This window comes from Draconibacterium mangrovi (assembly GCF_010586825.1).
Taxonomy (GTDB): Bacteria; Bacteroidota; Bacteroidia; order Bacteroidales; family Prolixibacteraceae; genus Draconibacterium; species Draconibacterium mangrovi.
Genome location: NZ_JAAAGB010000005.1, coordinates 321,953 through 345,736 on the forward strand (window position 1 = coordinate 321,953; position 23,784 = coordinate 345,736).

The following is a 23,784-nucleotide window of genomic DNA, read 5'->3' on the forward strand; positions in this document are numbered from 1 at the left end:
AAACTATTCTTGTGCTTGTATTTCCGCTTATAATTATCTTGAGTGGATATCGGCAAAATCCAAAACAAAAGCGGAAAAACGAGCTCCCAACATTCTTCTCGCCAATCTGAATTACGATGGTAGCCCTACAAAAACATACATTCTTGATACAAGAAGAAAGAAAGGAGAAGCGGAGTACTGACAACTTAATTTTGGTAAACGCGTCTCAGAAGAGTTATATGATATTAAAGAGGATCCGTTCTGTATGAATAACCTTGCAGCCAGCGAAAACTATACCGAACTCAGGAATACGATGAGTAAGGAAATGACAGAGAAATTGCAAAAACAAGGTGATCCCAGGATTTTCGGAAATGGCGATGTGTTTGATAACTACGAATATTCAGGTGTGGTAAAAGATTATTATAACCGCTATAGGGAGAAGAGGTTCCTGCTAATTTGGTGAATAAGAGTGATTACGATGCTGATCTTACCATTCGTGAATAGTTAAATAAGCCAGGTATAAACAAAAAAGCGCAAGCAATGAATTTGATGCCATTACTTGCGCTTTTTTTCTGAATGGACCCTGATCTCTAGAAATATTTATCCCCGATCAATCGTTGTTTTGTTTGTTCTTTGCGCTGATTGAAGGTAAATGAGGCGCCAATTTCTACAATCTGCCCCTCGTAATCGTACACCCAGTCGCGCTGAAATACGGCCATGCCATTCGCTGTTGCTCCTGTAAATCCGCCGGCCTGGTTGGTCCCAATTACATCCAACATTTTGGCATAAAAATTCCAGCCCTGCAGTTTCTCAGGAGTAAAATTCAGCGCCGCGTTCATCAACTGAAATTTCAGATCCTCGCCCTGAGGCGTAACACTTCCCGATTTGTAGGAGTAATCGAGTGTAAACTTCAGTGGTTTTATGATCGTCCAGTTGAGGTTCGTTTTTGCATCCCAGTTTACGCTGTTGCTGCTGCTCTGATCGCCAAAAAGTGATTCATTCGATTCTACCGAAAACTGGTAAACTGAACCGCCCACAAATAGTTTCACCTTACTCATGATATCGAAGTTGAATCCCAGCTCACCACCTGTGGCTAACTGAGTTCCGGCATTGGTAAAACTGCGCAACAACACACCTCCCTGATTGTCGAGGCTATAATCCAGACGGTTAACCCGGTAAATGGCATTGCTTGTTGAACGAACAAAACCGGTAAGCGAAAGATTGTGTTTGCCAAACAGGTGGTTGTACGTGAGATCGGCATTCCAGCTATATTCGGGTTCCAACAAGGGATCGCCCATCTCAAAAATTTCCTGATGGCGACGGTATAAAAATGGTGCCATATCTTTTGCCGGAGGGCGGTTAATCCGATGGCTGGCGGCTAAAGTAAGAATATCAGCATTGTTAAGCTGGTAACTTAAATGTAGCGACGGAAAAAGATCCAGCTTGTTCTGTTCGAATTCTTTTTCATTAAAATCGCGGCCAATTTCCCCGAACACATCATAAACCTCCTCAAAATAACGGGTACTGCTTACACTCATATTCTGATTAAGGTATTCAATACGCAAGCCTAAAATATATTTTAACTTATTTGCCGATCCTGAAAATTCGGCAAAGGCCGCATAAATATCCCGGTTTAGGCCAATGGTGTTGTTAAAATAATCATAGCCCGCAAAATCTCCGGTGTTTACATTTACCGTGTCGTATTCATAAATACCGTCTAAGCGCACCAACTCCGATACTGCTCCCAGGTTGAGGGAACTTTCGTTATCAAAATCTTTCTGATAATTTATTTCGAAACGGTAGGCATCAAGAGGTGTTTCATCGAGCTGGTAGGAATGAAACACCGGATTACCATGCTCGTTGGAATTGTAGTCGTAATAAAGTCTGTCGTTGTCGTACGCAAATTCTTTGTTATCGATCGTCTGATCGAGGTTTGAGTTTTCATACAGAAAGGAGATGTTTAGCGCTGAATTGTTGCCGCTCTCCCAAAAGTAGTCAAAGCTAACGTTCTGAAAGTGTCCTTTTCGGTGAATTTCATTGGGGTTATACAATTCGTAAAGCGTACCGTCGATAGGTGTTCCATTTGTGCTGTTACTGAAAAACGTGTCGTATTTATAATGGGCGGTTCTGCCGGTGTGTCTTCTGGAGTACTGGTAGTTGGCCGACAGTTGAGAATTATCTCCGGGCTTAAAATCCACACCCAAATTGGTATAAAAATTTTCATCCCATTTGGGCCGTGCACCCATACCATCCAAAATATAGTAGGTACCTGAATTGGGTTGTGTTTCGTCCTGGTAAATATAGGTGTAAATATCGCCAATTCCCTTGTTGTGGCGGTTGGTGTAATTCACAGCACCGTGAAGACTAATCCGGTTCAGGTTGTAATTCAGGTTTAAGCCGCCATTAATTCTGTTGTTGTCACGTTTCTGGTTACTGAATACATCGGTTTCATTTTTCCATGGCGTTCCTCCCAGCATACCTGTTGCTACCACGGTAAGTCCTCTGTTGGTATTTCTCTTGGTGGTAATGTTTATGATCCCTCCTTTTCCCTGCGCATCGTATCTCGATGAAGGAACGGTAATTATGTCGATGTTTTGAATATTTTCACTAGGAATTTGCCCAAGTAGTATCGATGCACTGGTATTGGTTGGTTTACCATTCAAATAAACCACAAAATCAGACGATCCGCGCACTGAAATATCGTTGTCGCTGCTAACAGAAACCGATGGAAGTTTACTCAGCACATCAATGGCTGTTCCTCCTTTTGCTGTTTCAAAATCGGAAGCCTGGTAGGTTTTCCGGTCTATTTTGTTTGACGAAGTTCTTGATGCAGCTGTTACTTCAACGGTTTCAATTCCAATAACATCAGGCTCAAGAGTAATTTTTCCCAGATCGATATTCTTGTTGCCGGAAGAAATGTTTATACCCGGTAATTCCTGAGACTGATAACCGATAAAAGAAACCGACATGGTGTAGGTTCCGTAGGGAATATCTTCGATAATAAAATTCCCGTTTTCGCTTGATACGCTTCCCGCAAATGCATTTTCATCACCTGCCTTCAGTAGGGCAACTGTGGCGTACGGTATTGACTCGTTTGTTGATTTATCGATTATTACTCCTTTTACCGCAGTCTTTTGGGCAAATGCTGACAACGAGCCAAAAATAAATATCAAGGAAACTGTTACTAATTTTCTCATAATTGGTTATGTAAACTATTAAAGATATTATTGTCTTTTAATGGCGGCAAAAATAGTTAAATTATTGTTGTAGGAAAGGTGAAAATGTATCGTTTATAGGGGGAGAAAACGTCATATAAATGAAAATACCAAATTGGTAGAAAGCAGAAGAATGAATCTGCAATTTGGCCGACTAAACTTCTTTCAAAGAAAGAAATCAAAGAATGCTTAATATACGGTCTTCTACTGGTAAAGAGTCCAATGCTTCAGTAAATTAGAGTGATGTGCCTGTAAAAAGGTGTTCTTCCATTATTTTTTGAGGCTAGTTTTCGATATCAAATTGAGTCAATTCGTATCAATTTAAATACTGAAATAGAGAGACTCTGAGAACTGTCGAGACTAAATCGAGAACAGATTTTTAAAAAATGTTTGTTCTCGGTAAAGTCTCGTTTATCTTGACTTTTTTGTGCTTTTTTGAATCCTGAGGAAAACAAAAGAGCACTTAAGGTATTGATTTTAAGTGCTCTTTTGTTTTTGTTTGAATTTCTCCTGGTGACCATACAAGGGTACCGTCAAGATCAAAAATTACTCCGTTGTAATCCATCGTTTTCGCTATCAACAGGCTCAATGATAAATTGGTTGAGCCTAATCACTTTCTTTATTGGCTGTTGTTGGCTTCAGTACTAATAGTTGAAGCAGAACTGCTGCTGCAACGGGAATGGCCAGCATAGCCATATCACGACCCAAATTGCCTGAGTCGGTTGATTTTCCCAATAACTCAGTGACAAATGCACCAGCAAAAACACCGGTAAGGTTCATTAAACCGTAGCCCGCTGCACGATGGCGTGGCGATACAAACTGACAAAGAATTGGCATGTTGTTGGCATCGAACATTCCAAAACCAATTCCGAACAAAACGCCCCCGCCGATAATACCTGCAAAACCGTGTCCCATACCGAGTAAAAGCAACGCCGGAATCATTAATGAAAGCCCAATAGCGCCGGTATAAATTCGTCCTCTAACGTTGATGCCAATCCAGCGATCGGCAAGAAGACCGCCCGAAATAACACCGATAAATGACGAGGCAGCAATGGTAATGGTGGCCAGCGGTCCTGCTTTTGCCATGTCCATGCCCAGGCTTTCAGAGAACAAGGTAGGCAGCCAGTTTTTGGTTGCCCATCCCGGGAAACTCGGTGCTGCAAAATAAAAGAGAATCACCCAAAAACTTATTGTTCCGAGCAGCATGCCCAAACTTTTTGTAATGGATGAAAAGCCACTTATTTTTTCAGTATTTGCTTCTTTGGTATCCGGAGCAGCTGCAAAGCGGTCTTTTTTCTCACGCAAGAAAAAGATAAGTATTACGCTGTAGGCAATCCCAACCAGTCCAAACGAATGAAAAGCAGTTTGCCACGAAAACTGATGTGCTACGGTAGCTCCAAAACCTCCAACTGCCTGTCCTAAATACAAGCCAGTCATGTGGATACCTATTGCCAGCGAACGAGTGCGTCCTTCGTGATAATCGGCAATAAGCGCCAGCGCAGCAGGAATATATAAAGCTTCGCTAATTCCCATAATGGCACGCAAAGCATATAAAACCTGGAAACTATTGGAGTAACCCATCGATAGTGTTACCGCCGACCATACGGCTAAACTTCCAACAATCAGCCATTTGCGGTTTACCCGGTCGGCTACAATACCTGCCACCGGACTCATCAATCCGTAAATCCAAAGGAAAACGGCCATCAAGCGGCCAAAATTTTCGGCGGTTTCCAGTTCCTGAATATCAATCATCATCGAAACTTTCATGGTTGAAAGCATCTGACGATCCATGTAGTTCAACAAGGCTACAACCCACAAGAGACCCACAACTACCCATGGATAATATGATTTTTCTTTGATTTGATTCATTTTAATTCGTTTTGATTTAATTATCCATCATTGTTTATTTTCTCCAGGGTTTTCCACACCTGGAACATGCCGCGTGGCACATGGAAACAACCTTTCCATTTTCCGCCTTTTAAGGGCAACAACACCTCTCCCTGGCGGTTCAGATAGCCGTACCATTCGCCATACTCAGCATCGGCAAAATGTGCCCACGAATACTCGTGTACTTTTTCAAACCAGCTTAAACATTCCTGGTTGCCAGTTAGCGCATAACCTTTAATCAGCGTAATTAATGTTTCGATGTGTACCCACCAAAGTTTCTGGTCCCATTCGAGTTGTTGCGGCGGGTTTCCTTTTATATCGAGGAAATAGAAAATTCCACCGTATTTTTCATCCCAGCCATATTTTAAGGTACGCAGGGCAATGTCTACTGCTTTTTGTGCCAGTTCAGGTCTTTTCAATCGTTCCGAGAGGTCCATGATAAACCACATGGCTTCGATGGCATGCCCCGGATTTAACAAACGTCCTTCAAACGAATCGGAAAAATTTCCGTCAGGATTTACATTTTCCAGAATCAATCCGTAATTCGGTTGATAGAATACCTCCATCACTTCATGCAACACCTCTTTGATGGTGCTATCTACCAATTCAGGTTCGAGCAGGTGCTCGATTTCAAGCGACAGGTTACACATAATCATGGGCAGCGAGAAACCTTTTAACGGACGGGTACCGGGCACCAGTTTGTTGTAGTTGCCTTTGGGATTATCGCTTCGTTTCAGAATATTTTGGAAGGTAGCTTTTGCAATGTTGGCAAACGTTTCGTTGCCGGTTGCTTTGCTAAGCTGCCCAAAAGCCATGGTGGCGAAACAATCGGAAAAAATATTGTAGGGCTGCACCAGCGGCTCACCTTCGCGGGTAAGCGAAAAATACCAGTTTAGCTCTCCATCGTGACCGTATTTTTGTAGAAAAGCTGCACCATCAAGGGCAATCTGCAGCCATTCCTGTTTCTGTTCTACTGCGTTGTATAATTTGGCAAACATCCACACCTGGCGGGCTTGCAGCCAAATAAATTTATCGGTGTCGAAAACTTCACCGTCGCGTTTCAGGCAGGTAAAATAACCGCCATGTTCTTTGTCGAGCGAATGTGCTTCCCAAAACGGAACCACTTTGTTTAACAGCTCGTTTTTATATTGTTCTGCAAAGATTTTAAAATCCATTTTTTTAGCTTTATTACGTGATAACTTAATTCGGATTAACCACCGAAATTTCTGCATAATTAACACCTGGTGTGCGCACTCCCGGCCTGATTTCGCCGTTGGGCACATAAATTTTGTTACCGAATTTTACCGCCAGCGTGGTTACCTGTGCCGGAAACGGAAGTTTTTCTTTTTCAAAACATTCCCCGGTAACCGTGTTGTATAAAAACACCTGTTTGCTAAATCCCGGATGACTTTCGAGGTGTTTTATCTTCTGATTAATAATTTCCTGTTTTTGCTCTGGCGTTTCGGCAGTTGCTGTGGCGTTAATAAATTCCTCGGTTTTATTAAAAAGCGCTCCTTTATCGCCCCCTAGCAGTACAATGTAGTTTTTACCAACTGCGGCACCTGTTCCGGCAGCCAGCGTTAAGGGAGTTTCTCCATCGCTGCTGATTTGCCCATCGGTTTGCCATTCGTTTTTTGACGGCGAATATTTCCAAACCGAACTAAAAAAAGTGGTTAACTCCCCGGTTCGGTTGCGGCCACCAAGTACATAAATACAGTTTTCGGTGCCATCCCACTGGGCGGCTACCACGGCATTCGATACCGGCCCGGGCAAAGCAGGAAGTTCTTTCCATTCCACTTTATCTTTCGAAAAATCAGCACAATAAAACGAGGCCAGGTTTCCTTCGGCTCCAGCACCACCGGCTACGTAGACCATCGAACCAATTGTTGCAGCCCCGCCATTCGACATGGCTACGGGTAAATCCGTAAGTGCACTAACTTCAACATCGGTTTTGTTTAACTTCAGTTTTAACACCTTTGAAAGCAGTCCGTCGTGATTTTCGCCGCCGATGCAAATAACTTCGTCGTTTAACGACACACAGGCTGAATAAGCCATTGGAGCCGGAAGTTTTGTCTTCGCCACTTCCCATGGTCCTTTATTTTCTTTCAGATTAAAGAAAAATATATCGTCGTAATATGTTTTTGTACCTTCATTCCAGGGGGGAGCGTCTGGAAAATTCGAACCTCCGGCAACAAGTAATGATTCGGAAGACACGCCGGCCAAAGCGCCTGCAAGCCCTTTTTGTTTCTGCTGATTGGTGGCCGGCGGTACATCCGGTAAACTTCCCCAATTAATCTTCATAGTTATTTCTTTATCAACCGGGGAGCATTGTGATATAACGCCCCCTAGAATGAGTAGTGAAAATAAGTTAGTTATTCGCTTAAAGCGTACTGAAAAGATCTTGCATTTGTAATCCCTGAACATCTTTTTCAAACTCTTTATATGCTTCATTGCTCATGTTTTTTATTGGCAAACGGAATTCCCCACATTCAAAACCAATGTAACGCATATAGGCTTTTCCGGTTGCGATTCCTCCATATTTTCCCAACAGGCGAATCATGTCGATTGATTGTTGTTGCAATTTGCGTGCTTTTTCCAGGTCGCTCTCATTAAAAGCATCGATGAGCTGATAATAGAGTGGGGCAGCATAGTTGAACGTACTACCGACTCCTGCACGTGCCCCCAGGACCAGTGCTGACACTAAGTTTTCGTCGCGTCCCCAAAGCATATCGTATTTACCATTTTTGAAGCTCATACAGCTTTGGAAATCCATAAAATCTTCGTGAGTATACTTAATACCAGCCAGGTTTGGGATCATCGAATCTGCTTCCTGTAAAAAATCAAACATAGACACATTGCAGCCAGTCAGCACAGGAATGTGATAAAAGTAGACAGGAGTATTCGGCACAGCTTCGGCTATTTTTGCACAGAACTCTGCTAATTGACCAGCAGCGGCAGGCTTAAAATAGTATGGTGCGAGCAAAGCAATTGAGTCTATACCACAATCGGCTGAATGTTGCGCGTTTTCAATACATTCTATGTATGAAGTTCCACCAACGAGGTTAATGGTTTTCACGTTTTTCGTGTTTGAAGTTGCTTGTACCCAGGCCTCGGTTATTTTCATTTTTTCCTTTTGGCTCAACGAAACTCCTTCGCCTGTAGAGCCATTGATAAATGCACCTACAACTTTGTTCTTCTCTAATAATCCGGCGTATCCCGAAATTCTTTCATAAATCACTTCTCCCTTCTTGTCCATCGGAGTGAATGGTGCTGCTACCAATCCTTCAAATTTATTAGTACTTATGCTCATAATTCTTATGCTTATTTTGGTTTATAATTATCCAATTACTTGGTCTATAAATATTTTCCTATCGATTCAACCCAAACCATGTATCCTGCTCCTTTTAAATGCAAACCATCATTAGTGTAAAGTGGATTCATCCAATTGCTATCGTCATTCTTAAATCTTGAAAACAGATCCACAAACTGCACGGAAGTTTGGGCACACCAACCTCTCAGTTGTTGATTGATCCAAAGAATTTCTTCGGTTTTCGAGCAATGTCCCTGAAATTTTCCGAACTCAGGATTTACTGGCAAAATGCTCTGCAGGTAAAGTTGTGTCTTCGGTGAATCGGCTTTAATTCGCTCAGCAATCCTGCAGATGTTACTAAAAACAGTGTCTCGAGAAATTCCCCGGGCAAGATCGTTGATTCCGATTAACAGAAAGACTTTTTCCGGTTGCGACTCTGTTACTTCATTTAATCGGAACAGGACTCCCTCTGTTACATCGCCGCTAATCCCGCGATTTTTAATTTTTGAATTATTAAAAAGTTCGGCCCACTCACAACCGTCAGTAATGCTGTTCCCCAGGAAGATGATTTCCTTTTTGGAATTTGGAAGACTTTCAAACAATGTTCTTCGCTGCTCGTAATAAGTGGTTTGAAACGACTTTTTCGCCTCCTGAGCTTTCACGCCAGGTAAAAAACAGAGCGCGAAATACAGTATTAATATGACTTTTAAAGTTCTCATATTACTTTGTTTTAGTTGCATTCGAATTAGGGGATTCAACCTGAAATGTAGATGCGGGCAATCCGCATTCATTTACTAAATTGCCACGCGAATAAGGCTTCCAACCGTAACGAACCTGTTCTATCTTTTTATCTTTTGAATCGATGATGATTTTATTATTCTTTAGCTTTGCACTAACGGGATGGAAAAGTCCATCTGCTCCAGCCACTTCCAATTCCCGAACACGATTACCATCCGATGTTTTTAACTGCACAGCATGCGAAAAAGTAAGAATTACTTTTCCCTTTTCCTCAGTTACCTTACTGATTTGTGGTCCGCCATTTGGAACATCTTTCATTCCATAGTCGTGCGATAAGGCCAGGTTGGCAAAACGTTCGCCAATTTCGATTTTGTGCTTCGGATGCACATCCAGCGAATCGCCTAAATCGCTTGTTACTACCATCGCGGTGTTGGGAATACTAAGCGCCAGTTCCCGCTGTGTTTCGCGGAAATAAGGCCACGACGGGCGGTTGATGCTTGATAACTGCGCAAAATAAAAAGGCATTTTAGCATCGTTAAAAGCCGAGCGCCATGAATATACCAGCGCCGAAAAAGCATGCTTATAATGTTCGGCATTGTGGGCATTCGATTCGCCTTGATACCATATTACTCCTGCCACCGGAATTCCCACCACCGACTTTACACCGGCTTCGTAAATATAGGCTGGCTCGTAAGGATGACGCTGCAATTTGTTTTCGGCCAATTCAATATTTATAGCAGCACGTTCACGGCACCACCCCTGAATAAAATCGTTCTTTTTCCAATCGGTGAGTACATCTACCATGTACGGATCAAACTCCAACGTTTTGCGGTCGATAAAGGCTTCTGCCGGTGCGCCACCAACGCTTATCTGAATCAATCCGATAGGAACATCCAGCTTTTTATTCAGTTGTCGGCCAAAAGTATAGCCAATTGCTGAAAATTCGGCCGCATCATCAGAATTGCTCCGTTCCCATTCGCCTTCAAAATAATCTAGTTGATTGACTTTTACCAGCGTCGTCGAGTCCCAGTTTTTATTATCAGTGCGTACAATGCTTTTCAAATTGTACAGGCGAAGATTTGGATATTCAGCTGCATCGTCAATCATCCTTGAAGCATTAATAGCTTGTTTCATCTGGAACTCCATGTTTGATTGCCCGGCACAAACCCATACTTCGCCCACTAAAATATCGTAGAGCGAGATGGATTCTTCAGAATCCGAAGTTACTTTCAGCTCGTAAGGTCCTCCGGCGGCCACCGCATTGAAGGTAACCGACCATTGGCCGTGTTCGTTGGCCGTACATGTTCTTTTTTGACTGGCAAAATTCAGCGTAAGTTTTGTTCTGCTGTTGGCTTTTCCAAACACCTGAATGGGCTGTTCTTGTTGCAGCACCATGTGGTTCATAAAAACCGGAGCCAGGCTCAATCCTCCAAAATCGCCCGTTATGTTTTCGTAAACGGTCTGCGCTAAAATTCCGGCTCCTTCTGCATTCGGATGGAGGGCATCGGGAAATAACTCGGGACGACTGTAGAGTGGGGGATGCAGATCGATCAGCCCTACTTTGCTGTTTTTAGCTACTTGTTCGATAGCGTCCTGAATTTGCCAGAACCAGTCACGTGTGCCGGATTTAAAACGTGGGTGCGTGTTAAAAATCGGCGTCATTTTGCAAATATAAACCTGCGGATTATTGAAGTTGTGTAGGCGAAACGAATCGATCAGAGCCATGTAATCCGACACAAACTCATCGCGGTAATTGGGCCAGTTGCGCGGGTCGGTATCGTTCAGACCAAGATGAATAACAATAATATCGGCATCAAAATTCAAAGCCTCAGGATACTCCGGCGTTTCAATATAAGGTCGGTGTCCTTTGCTTAAAAGTGTGGCTCCGCTGTGCCCGAAGTTCTGCACTTCATATGCGTCTCCCAATAAATTCTGCAACTGCGAGGGATAGGAATATCGTTCAGGATTCTTCAGTAAATAACCACGCGTAACCGAATTTCCCACACAGACTACCCTTATTTTCTTTTCTTCATTTTCTTTTGAAGAGATGCCTAATACATTTTGCCCTATGCCAAACAAAAGCATCAAACTGACGAAAAGTGTTATTCTACGCAATTTCATTTTAAAAGCGATTTTTTATTTCAATTCAGCTGAAAACTTCAAGCCTTCAACTTCTTTTATATTTCCATTATCTTCCTGAACGGGCACAAAAGTGAACATGCGCTTCCAGGTATCTTTTTTCACCGGAATTTTCAGCAACACTTCGTTCCATCCTTTTTTGAGTTGAATAGAAGCCGGCTTTCTGAAAAAGTAATTCTCATCGGTGAAGGGGATTTCTTCCGTGTTGCTCGCCAGCCCCGGATTATTCCATTCGGGCGCGGCAATTAATTCGCCGTTTAACCAGACTTTGGGGTGCGTATTATGCCATTCCCCGTCTTGCGGAAACGGACCTCCCCGGCGGCCACCGGAACGCGACCAGTCGTGAAAACTGATCCAGGCTTCAACCGTTTGTTCTTTTGGCGACCAAATTTGCGTGTAGGCATAATAAGTTCCTGTTTCTTTGGGAAAATGTGACGGATAACCAAAGTAGTGCGTTAACTGAATGGTTCCGCCATAAAACGGTCCCTGCCAGGTGTAATTTGCTGTGTCGATACGGTAGGTTTCAAACAACTCGTTTTCCACAGGAAAGGTAGCATCAACATCGCCACTATTGGCAATTGGCCCCAGAACTTTCCATTCAATGTTTGATTGTTTTACATACAGAAACGGTTTCTCCTGAAAATATTTATCGCGATGTTCGATCATCCGGACCTCAAAAGCACTGAATTCATTGAAAAGCTCGCTTCCTTTTTCCGGCAATTTTGCTAAATAGTTTTCTCCAACATATGTTTTTTGGCCTGTCCATGAAGTTTCGGCGTAGGTAACCATTCCCGGATACACCGGGTTTTGCTCCAGAATGTCGTAAGCCTCGTATATATTGTTATCGTTCCAACAGCAGAAAATACCTCCCATACGCAGCGAATCGCCATGTGCAGTACCGTTAATTCTATCGAAGTATAACTGCACCATGCCCGACAAAGGATCTAGATGGTTGACGTAATTTAAACGGCAGTCGATGTAACGGTGCCCCGGTTTGGGGTGCCCGCTCGATGACCAAAGTTGTGTGATAGAAACCGAGTCGTCCTCGATGTGCTGCCCCGGACGCCAAACAATAAGTTCGCGGCCGTGGTGTTGCGTTACCCTCTCGAGCAATGCCGGTAACAAAGCTGGTGATGGTTTTTCATAATCGTGCCAAACTTCGTCTGTTCCTAAATGGATGTAGGGCATCACGTTGGCCGGTGCCAGGCTACATAATTCGTCAACCAGGTCTATTAATACCGGCTGTACACGCGGATCGCTCATTTTTTCAAAACCCATTGCTTTACGAAAAGCAGCACTGTGCCCGGGAATATCGAACTCTGGAATCAGCGTTATTTTTCGCTCCCGGCAATAAGCCACCAGCTCTTTAAAATCTTGCTGGGTATAAAATTTTCCTTTTTCACGCGTCATACTTTCCTCCGTGTTCAACTCCGGATATATTTTGCTCTCCAACCGCCATCCCGGATTTTCGGTCATGTGAAAGTGAAACACGTTATACTTATACGCCGCCAATACATCGATTTGCTCTTTCAGCATGTCCATGGGCTGGTAATTCCGGCCTACATCCTGCATAAAACCACGAATGCGAAAAGCCGGCCAGTCAACAATCGCACAGCCTTTCAGGTAACGTTTTCCGTTTTTTTCGAAAACCAGCTGTTTTACAGTTTGCAGGCCGCGGTAAATTCCGGTTTCGGTTGTAGCCTCCAGAATTACCGAATCGGCCGAAACATTTAAGCGATAGGCTTCCTCCTTGTTCAGTGGAACCTCCGGAATATCGGAAACAATGCGCTGTACAAAACAGGTGCTGGTATCGGCCATATTAAATGACGATGTGCCCCAGTCAATGTGCTGCGGCATTGGTATCAGCGCCGGGATCGGATCTTTCTCTTGGTTACAAGAAAAAAGCATCCAGGCAGCAACAAATGCTGTCAGGAAGCTGAAATATTTAGACATTGTATCATTCATGCTTGGTTTACATTTTACTGTCGGATGATTTCAGTAACTGGAATACTTTGGAAGTAAAGTTCTTTTACTCCTTCATAAAGAATACCAACTGTATTTTCATCGACCATGGTCATGCAAGAATAACCGTAACCACCTGTTTCATTCAATTCCAATTGGTACGCTTCGGGCCAGGTCATCCCTTCATCCAGGCTGGCCTTGATGGTCATGTTGGTACGCTGATTCGTATTATTTGGATTTGAAAAGAACAGCACCTGTTTGGTTTCACCGTTTAATTCCTGCTTGCTGGCAATTAAACTGGCCATACAATTAGGTTCCTGTAAAGCGGAATTCGAAGAAGGATGAATCTCCCAGGTTTTGCCGAGGTCTTTTGTAATAGCAATGGCACGACCGTTTGTTTCCGACTTATCTTTTCGGTTACGGTCGTCGCGCATGTTCAGCATCAGACTTCCGTCGCTTAACTCTACCACCTGTGCTTCGGTAGTATTGGTTTTGGCTCCTGTTCCAATGCTCCATGTTTCGCCACCATCTTTGCTGTATATTATAGTAGAATGTGGTGTGTAAGGGCCGCCATCTATTGCTTTCTCGCCCAACTCGGCTTTAAACTGTGCCGGGAACACCAAAGTTCCATCTGTAAGAGTTATTCCTTTTCCGGGTCCTTGCAGCAGGTACTGCCAGGCGGGGTCTTTAATTTGTTCGGTAATATTAATTGGCTCCGACCAGGTGAGTCCGTCATCGGTACTTTTTACCAGCATAAACTGGCCGGTTTTCTCTGGCGATATACCGGGTTTTGAAGCCCACCAGCCCATTTGATTTTTGTCAAATCCGTGCATCCACACTGCGGCTACCCAAATGGTGTGGTTTACGGGATCGTAAAGCACGCTGGGGTCGCCAATGCCATTTAACTCCTGAGGCAAACCGCCCCATTCGCCCATGTCCATAATTACTTTCATAGGTTCCCAGGTTTGTCCGCCATCGGTACTGCGGCTCATACCAATATCAATGTCTTCCTGTAAATCTTTGCTATTGTTGTAGCGGTTATCGTAAACGGCAATCAGAGTTCCTTTGCCGGTTGTAATTAATCCAGGAATGCGGTAAGTATCGCAGTTATCTTGTCCAGCAGCGCGAACTACCTTTGCAGGACGAAAAGCAAAGGGTTGCTCCACTTCGATTGCGAGGCGATTTTTCCCCAATGTTAAAATGGCCTTTTCAACTGAAAAACGCTGTCTTAATACTGCATCGTTTTTCACTTGAAACTGAAAAGCCAGGGAATGACTTCCATTGGTAAATGTAGCATCACCTTCAATCACAATTGTGTTATTGGAAAGAACGTGTGTTTGTGAAAAGTTTGTTGTGAGTGTATCTTGGGGTAGGGCTGCACTCCATTCAGAATTAACTGAGTTTAAAAATTCAGCTTGACTGTTTTCACTAAGTACTAAGGTAATTCTTTTTAGGTCATAAATTTTTCCCTGCTCAATATCGAGATGTATTTGGAAAACATCCGGATTTTCGCGGTCAACAAATAATGGAACTTTTTTTTGTTCGACAGTAGTGTTTGTTACTCCTTCTAATTCGTACTTAATTTTTGTGGTGCAGCCGGTGAAGTTAATTACAAATACGGCCAATAAAATAAGCAGGTAGTTTTTCATGATTAATTTATTTATTGTATCACAATGATAAAGACTATCAGTTAATTATGGAAATCTAAAATCAGGGGCAGAATTGCCCCTGACTAGATTTCATAACAAAACTAAATCTATGCGAATCGATTATTCATAGCCTGGTGTTTGATCCAGTTTCGGATCAACATTTAAGGTATTCACGTCAACCGGCCACAACAATTTATGTGCTTCTCCGGTGCTTAATACAGCTGGATTACCATAATTAACAGCATCGGAAAATACTAACGGATTTCCGGAAGCATCTTGCATACGACGTACATCGAACCAACGCTTGCCTTCGCAAACAAATTCTTTGTCGCGTTCGGCCAGAATTGCCTGTTCGTTGGTAGCAAAGTCGCCATTGGTATAAGCATGTTCTGCCGGATTGTAATTGTCGCTATAAGCTCTTTCACGCACCATGTTAATATATTGCGCAGGATTTCCGCCTTTCATATTTTCTACTTCGGCCAGCATTAACAAAACATCGGCATAACGGTAAACCGGAATATCGTCGGAATAAACACGGTTACCATCGGCATTAATCAGGCCTAAGAATTTACGCATTGTTAATCCGGGATTTATTAACTCTTCTGTTGAAGCATCCTTATCATAAATATCAAGGAAAGTGGAATATTTACGCGAATCAAGCTCATCGTAGCTTTCGAAGAATGGCCAGATGTATTCGTGACGAAGAATACCATTTCCTTTGGTTTCAAGTGGATCCACTGCTTGCGAACCATCTGCCAAGTATTTGGTAGCTATTGTGTTAAGCTGGTATCTAAACAGCGAATGAAAGGTTGTCGCCTCTGTTTCGAGAAAACGCAGTGCGAAAATGATTTCGTTGTTTCCTTTGTTATTGTAATCAAAAACAGACGAATATTGATCGAGCAGCGAGAATTTTCCTTTTACTTCGTTTAGCGCACTTTCGGCCACTGCCAAATCGCCCGAAGCAGGAGATTGATCGCCGGTTGTAACTTTTGCCGACCACAGATAAATATCTGCTTTTAACATTAACGTGGCGTATTTCGACCACGATCCTTTTTGGTCTTTAATATCAAGATTTGATCCAAAATTGTTTTCTGATTTCGACAAGTCGCTTTTGATAAAATCGAGCACTGCTTTTGGTGTGCTTCTTTCGGTGTATAAAGGCTCAGCTGTGTTTTCGCCCTGCATCACTTTCGGGTCGGAGATAATGGGTACACCACCATAGGTTTTATACAAATAGCTGTATAAAAATGCTCTTAACCCGTATAACTGCCCCAGGTAATAGCTTTTACTGTCATCGCTTAAAAAATCAACTTCATTTTCCAATTGGTAAATACCAAGGTTGATGGATAGGATAGGGCCATAAAATCCACCCCAGGAGCTAATTCCGGTTTTATCCTTCGTAAAATCCTGATCTTTAAACGGGCTTGAATTATTCAGTGCAGCTCCGGTAGAACCTGTGCCGTACTTTTGAAGTCCACCCCTGGACTCTCCCAGCAACCACATTGTTGAGTGTTGGCCGCGAATTTGGCTGTGAACACCCAATATATAGCCATTAACCTGCGCTTCGTTTTGCCAGAAGTTTTCACTTCCGTAGTAGTCGAGCGGCCCCAAATCAAGCGAATCGCAAGACACTAATGCAACCAAAAAAAGTAGTAGTACCTTTATTTTTACAATATGCTTTTTCATTTCTTTTCAATTTTAAATTAATGTCTTTTAAAACTTCACGTCTACGCCAAAAATTACGGTTCGTGGCACAGAGTATCCGGCCCACTGAGCACCTGAGCTAAAGTTCTCAGGATTATTAAGCTTTGATGCTGTTAAATAACCTAGGTTTTGGCCAGTTACCGAGAATGTTACGGCTTTCATTCCGATGTCATCGAGCAGCGTTTTTGGAAGCGAATACGACAACGACACCTCCCTGAAGGCTAGATAATCGCCTTTGTAGACATATTGTGATGAGCGGCGAAAATAGTTGTTAGATCCCAACTGGTCAGCCCAGCGGTATTCGGCATATTCGGCTGTTGGGTTTTCGGGCGTCCAGGTGTTTTTAGTGGCAGTAACGGTATTGTATGTACCTTGTCCCATTCCCATAAACCACATTGTCTGATCATCCAACTGGACAAAGCCAAGTGCATAATCCATCCTTGCATAAAACTTAAATCCTTTGTACGACAGGGTTGAAGTAAGTCCACCAAACCATTTCGGGCGTGTGTTTCCCATTTTAACCATGTCGAAGTTGTCGATAACGCCGTCTTCGTTTACATCCTGCCAGTTCATATCGCCAGGTTTTATTGGTAGTGCAGTGCCTTTATTGTCGCCCAGCGCTTCCCATGCTGCAGGTCCGTATAAGGTTTTTCCCAAGTTATATATACCATAACTTATGTCTTTGCGATTGGCAGCAACTGCATTTACTTCATCCCAATCGTTGAACACGCCCAGTGCTTTAAATGTGTACAAGTCTCCTGGTTGCTGTCCTTCCTGGTATCCACCAACCCACTTCAGGTTTCCTGTTGTTCCATCGTACACCTGAAAAGCGCCCTGTCGGTTTCGTTCAAGACCATTATCAGGCAGTTTTTCGACAATACTTTTGCCATAAGAAATATTACCTGAAACATCCCAGCTCCAGTCTCCTTTACGCAGTGCTTTAACAGACATATCCACTTCTAATCCTTTGTTTCTGTACTCTCCGTTGTTTGACCGGATAGAACTGATCCCTGAAGATATAGGTAACGGGATGTTTGCATATTTATCTAAAGTTAAACGATTATAGTAAGTAAAGTTCGCATTGATTTTGTTTTCAAGAAAACTAATATCCATACCAAACTCACCTGTTTTTGTACGCTCCCACAATAATCCGGGGTTTGCAATGCTGCCAACAGCATAACCAACCTGGTTATTGTAGTTGGTTGAACCATAACTACCCTGTAGTTCATAGGCGCCAATTCCGGATACGTTACCATTCAAACCATAACTGGCTCTTAACTTTAAGAAAGAAACAACTGAACTGTAATCTTTCATAAAATCTTCTTTATTTACAATCCAACCACCCGATACACCAGGGAAAAATCCCCAGCGGTTATCGCCTAACAAACGCGAATAACCATCGTATCGGAACGTACCCGAAATCAGGTATTTTTCTGCATAATCGTAATTCACTCTCCCAAAATAAGATCGAATTCTTTCTTCAGCGTGATTGGTATCGATCGAACGTTTTCCTTCGTCTGTAGAAGTAAGTGCAAGATCGCTAAAATCGTCGGTTGGTGCACCACTACCGCTGGCGCTTAATCCTCTCCATTGTTTATCGTAATATTCGTATCCCACCAATGCATTTCCGGTGTGTTTGCCTTTGGTAATGTCGTAATTTAATACCGCATTGTAGGTTTTACTCAGTGACTTACTATAGCTTGCCGATGAGTTGCGGCTCCTGCTCCAAACCCCTGGCCTTGATAAATAGTCTTTATTGAAAGACTCATAATAGCCTTGATCGAGCAACCAGTGAGCATTTACTTTCAAGCTTAAATTGGGTAGAAAATCAAGCTTGAAACCCTGCCCCATAATAAACTTATTGGTGTTGTTATCTCTTTTCAGTTTGTCAACATTAACTAACGGGTTACCATCGCCCACGTTGTTTCCTAAAATTAACTCACCATCAGGATTGTATTCGCGCTGAGTTGGCGGGGTACTTTGAATACGTCCGAAATAGTTACTTTCACTGGTAGTTGAGATATTGTACCATTTGGCATCGGTAAACTGGAAATTACTGTTTGAAGTAAACCACGGACGAATTTTATATTCGCCATTAAAGGTAAAGTTTAATCTTTTGTACCAGGTTTTGACCGGTTGTCCTTCGGCATCATAATAACCAATCCCTGCATAGTATTTTCCACGGTCGTTGCTGCCACTAAAACTAATGTTGTAATCTTGCGTCAATGCAGGATTATTAAATGCAGCATCTTCTTTATTAAATTCTGAAAAGATGATTTCCTGACCGGTTACTGGATCAATCATAGTTTGCCAGCCTTCATTCAACAAAAAAGCCAAATCCTGAGAATAAACCATCGGGCTGTAAACGGCCAATGATGTTTTGTTTCCGTCCAATGGATTCCCATTCTCGTCGAAATAACGGTTGCCTAAACCATAAGGCGCAGCAGCGGTTAGAGAGGCATCACTTCCATATCCATAATAACTACCATCAGCTCCCTGATACATTCGGGCAGCGTTTCTATAACCTGTTCTTACCCAATACAGGTAATCTTCGGCACCAAAAAAATCATAGGTATTGTTCAGGTAATTTAATCCATATTTTGCGCTCAGCTTTATTTCCGGAGCGCCACCTTTTTTAGTGGTAATCAAAATTACACCATTATTGGCGCGGGCGCCGTATAATGCTGTTGCACCAGCATCTTTTAGCACTTCAATCGACTCAATGTCGTTTGGATTGATGTCGTTAAAAGCTCCAACCTGACCATCAATTAAAACCAGAGGTGAACCAGTTCCGTCGAAGTTGGTACCACCACGTAAATAGATTGAAGGAGTAGCACCGGGGTTACCCGAAACGGTGGTAACTTTCAATCCAGATACCGCACCGGTAAGTGCCTGTGCCGGGTTGGCATGTGTTCCGGTAGTAAAGGTTTCCTCTTTTACCGTAGCAATGGAGTTCGTTAATTTCGAACGTTTTTGTTTTCCACCATAACCGGTTACAACAACCTCATCCAAGGCTTCTGTGGCCGCCGATAATACCACATCAATCGTGGTTTCTCCATTTATAGTGATTTCCTGCGACTGCATTCCAATAAACGAGAATACCAATACATTGCCACTTTCTGTGGCGAGTTGATACTCCCCGTCAATGTTTGTAATGGTTCCATTTGTAGTTCCTTTTAGAACAATTGAAACACCAGGCAACGATTCGCCATTTTCAGCGGTTACTTTTCCTGTAATGTTTTTGGTCTGTGCAAAACTTTGAATTTGAATAAAAGCGAAACACAGAATTGCAAGAAAAATTCCCTTAGAATTAAAGAGCAATCTTTTTTTCTTAAGCTCCCTCTTTGTCGATTTTCTCATAAGTGATTGTTTTAAATGTTTGATTCATATTTATTTATCATTCCTTGGGCTGACAAAATAACACCCTGTCCGAATAACTTTTTTAAATAATTTCTTTCACAAATCTTATATTTTAATTGCCTTATGTATGACATAATGCAGGCAAATATATATATTTGTTTGTTATTTCAAAAGGTTTTATAAAATTTGTATGTTTTTAATTTTTATAGTGTTATACTTACAATATGGCAGAAAATAACTTGATAAATCAGATACAGACAGTCGATACAAGCAGCTTGGTTGATCGCGTGGAAATGCAAATGCTGGAGATTTTTATTAATAAAGGTTTGAAGACCGGCGATATGATCCCAAAAGAATTAGAGCTTGCGAATGCTATGGGCGTAAGTCGAACGGTGATTCGGGAATCGTTAACCAGACTAAAGGCGATGGGACTGGTAGATTCGATCAAACATAAAGGGACAGTGTTAACAAGCCCGAACCTTGCACAGATTCTACAAAAATCGATGATTCCCAAAGTGCTTGATGACGAAACTCTTAAGAATATATTTGAGATTAGGTTGATTCTTGAGATAGGAATGGCAGATTCTATTTTTAATAATATTACTGATGCAGATATTCAGGAACTTGAGAATATTACAAACTCTGAACCTGAAGCGACAGGAGATGTATTATTTGATATTGATCACGAAATTAAATTTCATGGTAAGCTCTATGAAATAACAAATAATTACACGTTAATGAGTTTCCAAACTATTTTGCTTCCTGTTTTTAACTTTGCTTATGATAGTGGATTGATGAACAGACCAGTAAAAAAGAAAAAATATGTTTCGCACAAACAACTGGTAGAGATTCTTAAAAACGGAACGCCAAAAAAATTCAGAGAAGGCATGCGCAAACACCTGGACAATCATTTTAACCGACTATTTGAATAGAAATATTTCTTCTTAAATTTCTAAATATTTAGCTTATCAGCCCGTTGTGAAAAGGGGGGTAACGATTAGACTATGAATACAATGCATAGTCATGCAGTTCAATTAATATTCAGTTTATTTATACTGATTATTATGGTTCTGTCGCATTAATCCAGCACTATTTTAAAAATTATATTTTATGATAAGTTATGAAGCCAAAGAATATAATGTTTTAAACGTTGTGGATTTAGAATCAATAATCTGATTCTTTCTAATGAGATTTATTATTTCAATTCCAGCCAAAGTTCGCTGGGCAGAATCAAACTCCTTGAACCTGCAGTAATATTGATTTTTCGTTTGACATTGCGATGATCCTGTTCCACAATGTTGTTTAAATATTTACAATGCCTCCATTTCATATTTTCAAAATTTCGCTTGTTAAAGGTTTTAACACCTTCTTTAATTGCACCGCTCTTATCGATATTTATAACTCGAGGTTTTCCATTATTACGATTAGCTTTATTAAAAAACTTCGGTGCAGATCCTTTCATCCTCCTTTTGGTCAACAAGAAATCAATTGTATTTCCATGTTTATCCACAGCTCTATAAAGAAAACAATCTTTGCCACCTACTTTAATGTAAGTTTCATCCATTCTCCAGCTATTACAAAATTGCCGTTTCCTTTTGCATGTTAACTTCAATGATTGGAGAGAACTTATATACCCATCTCTGAATAGTAGAATGATTAACCTTTACGCCTCTTATTAAAAGCAATTCTTCCACATCTCGATAGCTTAAAGTGAATCTTAACTTGAAATAAACAGCTTGAAGGATTACTGCCTTGGGATATCGGTGGTGCTTGAACGTGTAATAAAAATTGAGCGGTAAAATTAATGGGACTTCATATCGATTTTTGTGGTCAGATTGTGAGGTTCCAGACAACTGGTTACAATACTTGGTGCGCTGAGAAGCATAATATCGGCTGAACCATTGTTTTGTGTATTAAATAAAATGGGGGAATCAGACAATTGTCCAACTTCTTGAAAAATAATTTTGCTTGTCATACAAGAAGTGTAGTATTTTATTAATATTTGTAAGATTACACTAACTAACGAGCTAATTGCGTGGATGATCTATTCTTAAAAAAAGGTCTTAACGAACAGAATAAGATTGTTTTCGACTTCTTGTTTCAATACTATTACAGTGGTTTATGTGCTTATGCCGAGACGATTGTTAGGGAAGAAGAAGTTGCCGAAGATATTGTACAGGAATTGTTTGTTAAAATCTGGATTAATTCAAAAAAGATTTTAGTAAATGGCTCGTTAAAAAGCTATCTGTTTACAGCGGTACGCAACCGGTGTTTAGACTTCTTAAAACATCAGAATGTTAAATCACGTTCAGCCCGGTTGAACCATGGAAAAGGAGATGTTGATGAGTCTACTCCTGAAAATTGGTTGGTAGAATCAGAACTTCGCGACATAATTGAGAATAGTATTACTAAGCTGGCTCCCCGCTGTCGGGAAATATTTGTGATGAGTCGTTTTGATGGATTAAAAAATCAGGAGATTGCCGATAAATTAGGGCTTTCGAAACGCACCGTCGAACTCCAGATTACAAATGCACTAAAGGCTTTGCGTAAAGACCTGAAGCCATATCTCCCTGTTGTGCTGCTTCCATTTTTATAGAAAACTAAATTTCTTTCAAAATAAATATGTGTGTTTAGGTTCCTGCTCGTCATTAAATCAAAATGAGCAGAGAACAATATATCGAAGAATTACTTCCGGGCTGGTTTGAAGACTCACTTAGCCGAGAAGAAAAACAAAAAGTATCAGACTGGATAGATGCTTCAGATGAAAATGCAAAATCTTTTAACGAGTTTGAAAAAGTATGGCAGCAAACAGAGCGTCTTCGGAGCATGCAAAAGTATGATGCCGTTCAGGCACTTCAAAAGGTTCATAAACGAATACATAGTACCACAAAAACCGGCTTTGTAGAGATTTTTAAAAGAGTTGCAGCGGTACTAATTCTGCCGCTGTTGTTCGCCAGTATCTATTTCTACTTGCAGGAACCGGATATCACACCGGAAACCCAACAGTGGTATACCCTAAAAACTGAAGCCGGAATGCGATCGCAATTCGAATTACCCGATGGAACGTACGTATTCTTAAATTCAAATACAAGCTTGCGCTACCCACTTGCTTTTTCGGGCAATACAAGGGAAGTAGAGCTTCAGGGAGAAGCCTATTTTGACGTGGCGAAAAATGACGAGAAGCCCTTTCTTGTTAACACCGGAAAAATTGTAGTGGAAGTAACAGGTACAGAATTTAAAGCCTCAAATTACACGGATGAACAACTCGTTGAAGTCGTTTTGGTTGAAGGCAGTGTTAACCTTTGTCAATGTACCGCTTCCGGGCAACGCAGTGTAATTCAGGCATTAAAACCCGGTGATAAAGCAACGCTTGCGGGTAGTGATAACAAACTTTTTGTAGAACAGGTTGATGTGGCCAAATACATTGCCTGGAAAAATGGAGTATTAATGTTTCGCGACGATTCTATGGAAGACGTTGTACGACGACTTAATCGTTGGTACAATGTTGATATTGATATAAGTGGCGTTTACCTTGAGGACTATGTATACACCGCCACATTTGAAGACGAAACCCTGATTCAGGTGCTTGATTTGCTAAAACTTTCTGCACCAATTGATTATAGAATTAAAAATAGAAAACGCAAAGCCGATAATACCTTTAGCAAAATGGAGATTGAGATCATCGAAAAATAACTAACATATAAAACAAAGGGAAGCGTTGGCCCGCTTCCCATTGTACTTTCCCTTTGTCTTTTTGGCCAAAGATAAAGGGGAACTAATAAATATTATTAATTCAAAAGCGAAGTAAACTTATGAAAAAATTTGGAATGAATTGGCCCGG

At 41.6% G+C, this 23,784-nt stretch carries 15 protein-coding genes and 1 pseudogene; 4 read left to right on the forward strand and 12 right to left on the reverse strand.

Annotated elements, in window-relative coordinates; translation table 11 throughout:
- Nucleotides 1-244 precede the first annotated feature (244 nt).
- Nucleotides 245-442 (forward strand): hypothetical protein, encoded by a 198-nt coding sequence (locus G4420_RS14750; protein WP_163324698.1) that lies wholly within the window; start codon nt 245-247, stop codon nt 440-442.
- 127 nt (nt 443-569) lie between these two features.
- Here G4420_RS14750 and G4420_RS14755 read toward each other — a convergent pair whose 3' ends face one another.
- The 11 genes from G4420_RS14755 to G4420_RS14805 form a co-directional block, all read right to left on the reverse strand.
- The gene (locus tag G4420_RS14755) at nt 570-3,176 is read right to left on the reverse strand and encodes a TonB-dependent receptor (protein WP_163324699.1); all 2,607 of its coding nucleotides are present in this window, start codon (nt 3,174-3,176) and stop codon (nt 570-572) included.
- Between the two features lie 624 nt (nt 3,177-3,800).
- Complete coding sequence (locus G4420_RS14760; RefSeq protein WP_214647209.1) at nt 3,801-5,063, reverse strand: MFS transporter; 1,263 nt, start codon at nt 5,061-5,063, stop codon at nt 3,801-3,803.
- A gap of 20 nt (nt 5,064-5,083) precedes the next feature.
- Nucleotides 5,084-6,256 carry an AGE family epimerase/isomerase gene (locus G4420_RS14765; protein ID WP_163324700.1) on the reverse strand — a complete coding sequence of 391 codons (1,173 nt, stop codon included), beginning with the start codon at nt 6,254-6,256 and terminating at the stop codon, nt 5,084-5,086.
- A gap of 25 nt (nt 6,257-6,281) precedes the next feature.
- On the reverse strand, nt 6,282-7,382 hold the full coding sequence (locus G4420_RS14770; protein WP_163324701.1) for a Kelch repeat-containing protein: 1,101 nt from the start codon (nt 7,380-7,382) through the stop codon (nt 6,282-6,284).
- 79 nt (nt 7,383-7,461) lie between these two features.
- The gene (locus G4420_RS14775; protein ID WP_163324702.1) at nt 7,462-8,391 is read right to left on the reverse strand and encodes a dihydrodipicolinate synthase family protein; all 930 of its coding nucleotides are present in this window, start codon (nt 8,389-8,391) and stop codon (nt 7,462-7,464) included.
- Between the two features lie 44 nt (nt 8,392-8,435).
- Nucleotides 8,436-9,110: a GDSL-type esterase/lipase family protein gene (locus G4420_RS14780; protein WP_163324703.1), complete on the reverse strand. Its 675-nt coding sequence runs from the start codon at nt 9,108-9,110 to the stop codon at nt 8,436-8,438.
- A gap of 1 nt (nt 9,111) precedes the next feature.
- Nucleotides 9,112-11,250: a GDSL-type esterase/lipase family protein gene (locus tag G4420_RS14785; RefSeq protein WP_204273703.1), complete on the reverse strand. Its 2,139-nt coding sequence runs from the start codon at nt 11,248-11,250 to the stop codon at nt 9,112-9,114.
- Between the two features lie 15 nt (nt 11,251-11,265).
- Entirely contained in the window at nt 11,266-13,233 is a 1,968-nt protein-coding gene (locus tag G4420_RS14790; RefSeq protein ID WP_163324704.1) for a family 20 glycosylhydrolase, read from the reverse strand.
- Nucleotides 13,234-13,247: 14 nt separating this feature from the next.
- Complete coding sequence (locus G4420_RS14795) at nt 13,248-14,879, reverse strand: sialidase family protein (protein WP_163324705.1); 1,632 nt, start codon at nt 14,877-14,879, stop codon at nt 13,248-13,250.
- Nucleotides 14,880-14,999: 120 nt separating this feature from the next.
- A complete protein-coding gene (locus G4420_RS14800) occupies nt 15,000-16,565 on the reverse strand; it encodes a RagB/SusD family nutrient uptake outer membrane protein (protein WP_163324706.1) in 1,566 nt (521 codons plus the stop codon).
- A gap of 27 nt (nt 16,566-16,592) precedes the next feature.
- Nucleotides 16,593-19,943, reverse strand: coding sequence for a SusC/RagA family TonB-linked outer membrane protein (locus G4420_RS14805; RefSeq protein WP_163324707.1), 3,351 nt, complete (start codon nt 19,941-19,943; stop codon nt 16,593-16,595).
- Between the two features lie 224 nt (nt 19,944-20,167).
- On the opposite strand from G4420_RS14805, the gene G4420_RS14810 reads away from it, so the two are divergent.
- Nucleotides 20,168-20,875, forward strand: a complete 708-nt coding sequence (locus G4420_RS14810) for a FadR/GntR family transcriptional regulator (protein WP_163324708.1) — start codon at nt 20,168-20,170, stop codon at nt 20,873-20,875.
- Between the two features lie 186 nt (nt 20,876-21,061).
- On the opposite strand, the pseudogene G4420_RS14815 reads toward G4420_RS14810, so the two are convergent.
- Nucleotides 21,062-21,745: pseudogene (locus G4420_RS14815) on the reverse strand (IS6 family transposase).
- 233 nt (nt 21,746-21,978) lie between these two features.
- Here G4420_RS14815 and G4420_RS14820 point away from each other — a divergent pair.
- Nucleotides 21,979-22,539, forward strand: a complete 561-nt coding sequence (locus G4420_RS14820) for an RNA polymerase sigma-70 factor (protein WP_163324709.1) — start codon at nt 21,979-21,981, stop codon at nt 22,537-22,539.
- 62 nt (nt 22,540-22,601) lie between these two features.
- Nucleotides 22,602-23,636, forward strand: a complete 1,035-nt coding sequence (locus G4420_RS14825) for a FecR family protein (RefSeq protein ID WP_163324710.1) — start codon at nt 22,602-22,604, stop codon at nt 23,634-23,636.
- Nucleotides 23,637-23,784 lie beyond the last annotated feature (148 nt).

Bases quoted from the DNA above. Each gene is read 5' to 3' on its own strand.
- G4420_RS14790 (WP_163324704.1), bottom strand. From the start codon at position 13,233: ATGAATGATACAATGTCTAAATATTTCAGCTTCCTGACAGCATTTGTT.
- G4420_RS14780 (WP_163324703.1), bottom strand. From the start codon at position 9,110: ATGAGAACTTTAAAAGTCATATTAATACTGTATTTCGCGCTCTGTTTT.
- G4420_RS14765 (WP_163324700.1), bottom strand. From the start codon at position 6,256: ATGGATTTTAAAATCTTTGCAGAACAATATAAAAACGAGCTGTTAAAC.
- G4420_RS14770 (WP_163324701.1), bottom strand. From the start codon at position 7,382: ATGAAGATTAATTGGGGAAGTTTACCGGATGTACCGCCGGCCACCAAT.
- G4420_RS14795 (WP_163324705.1), bottom strand. From the start codon at position 14,879: ATGAAAAACTACCTGCTTATTTTATTGGCCGTATTTGTAATTAACTTC.
- G4420_RS14785 (WP_204273703.1), bottom strand. From the start codon at position 11,250: ATGAAATTGCGTAGAATAACACTTTTCGTCAGTTTGATGCTTTTGTTT.
- G4420_RS14755 (WP_163324699.1), bottom strand. From the start codon at position 3,176: ATGAGAAAATTAGTAACAGTTTCCTTGATATTTATTTTTGGCTCGTTG.
- G4420_RS14800 (WP_163324706.1), bottom strand. From the start codon at position 16,565: ATGAAAAAGCATATTGTAAAAATAAAGGTACTACTACTTTTTTTGGTT.
- G4420_RS14825 (WP_163324710.1), top strand. From the start codon at position 22,602: ATGAGCAGAGAACAATATATCGAAGAATTACTTCCGGGCTGGTTTGAA.
- G4420_RS14775 (WP_163324702.1), bottom strand. From the start codon at position 8,391: ATGAGCATAAGTACTAATAAATTTGAAGGATTGGTAGCAGCACCATTC.
- G4420_RS14760 (WP_214647209.1), bottom strand. From the start codon at position 5,063: ATGAATCAAATCAAAGAAAAATCATATTATCCATGGGTAGTTGTGGGT.
- G4420_RS14805 (WP_163324707.1), bottom strand. From the start codon at position 19,943: ATGAGAAAATCGACAAAGAGGGAGCTTAAGAAAAAAAGATTGCTCTTT.
- G4420_RS14810 (WP_163324708.1), top strand. From the start codon at position 20,168: ATGGCAGAAAATAACTTGATAAATCAGATACAGACAGTCGATACAAGC.
- G4420_RS14750 (WP_163324698.1), top strand. From the start codon at position 245: ATGAATAACCTTGCAGCCAGCGAAAACTATACCGAACTCAGGAATACG.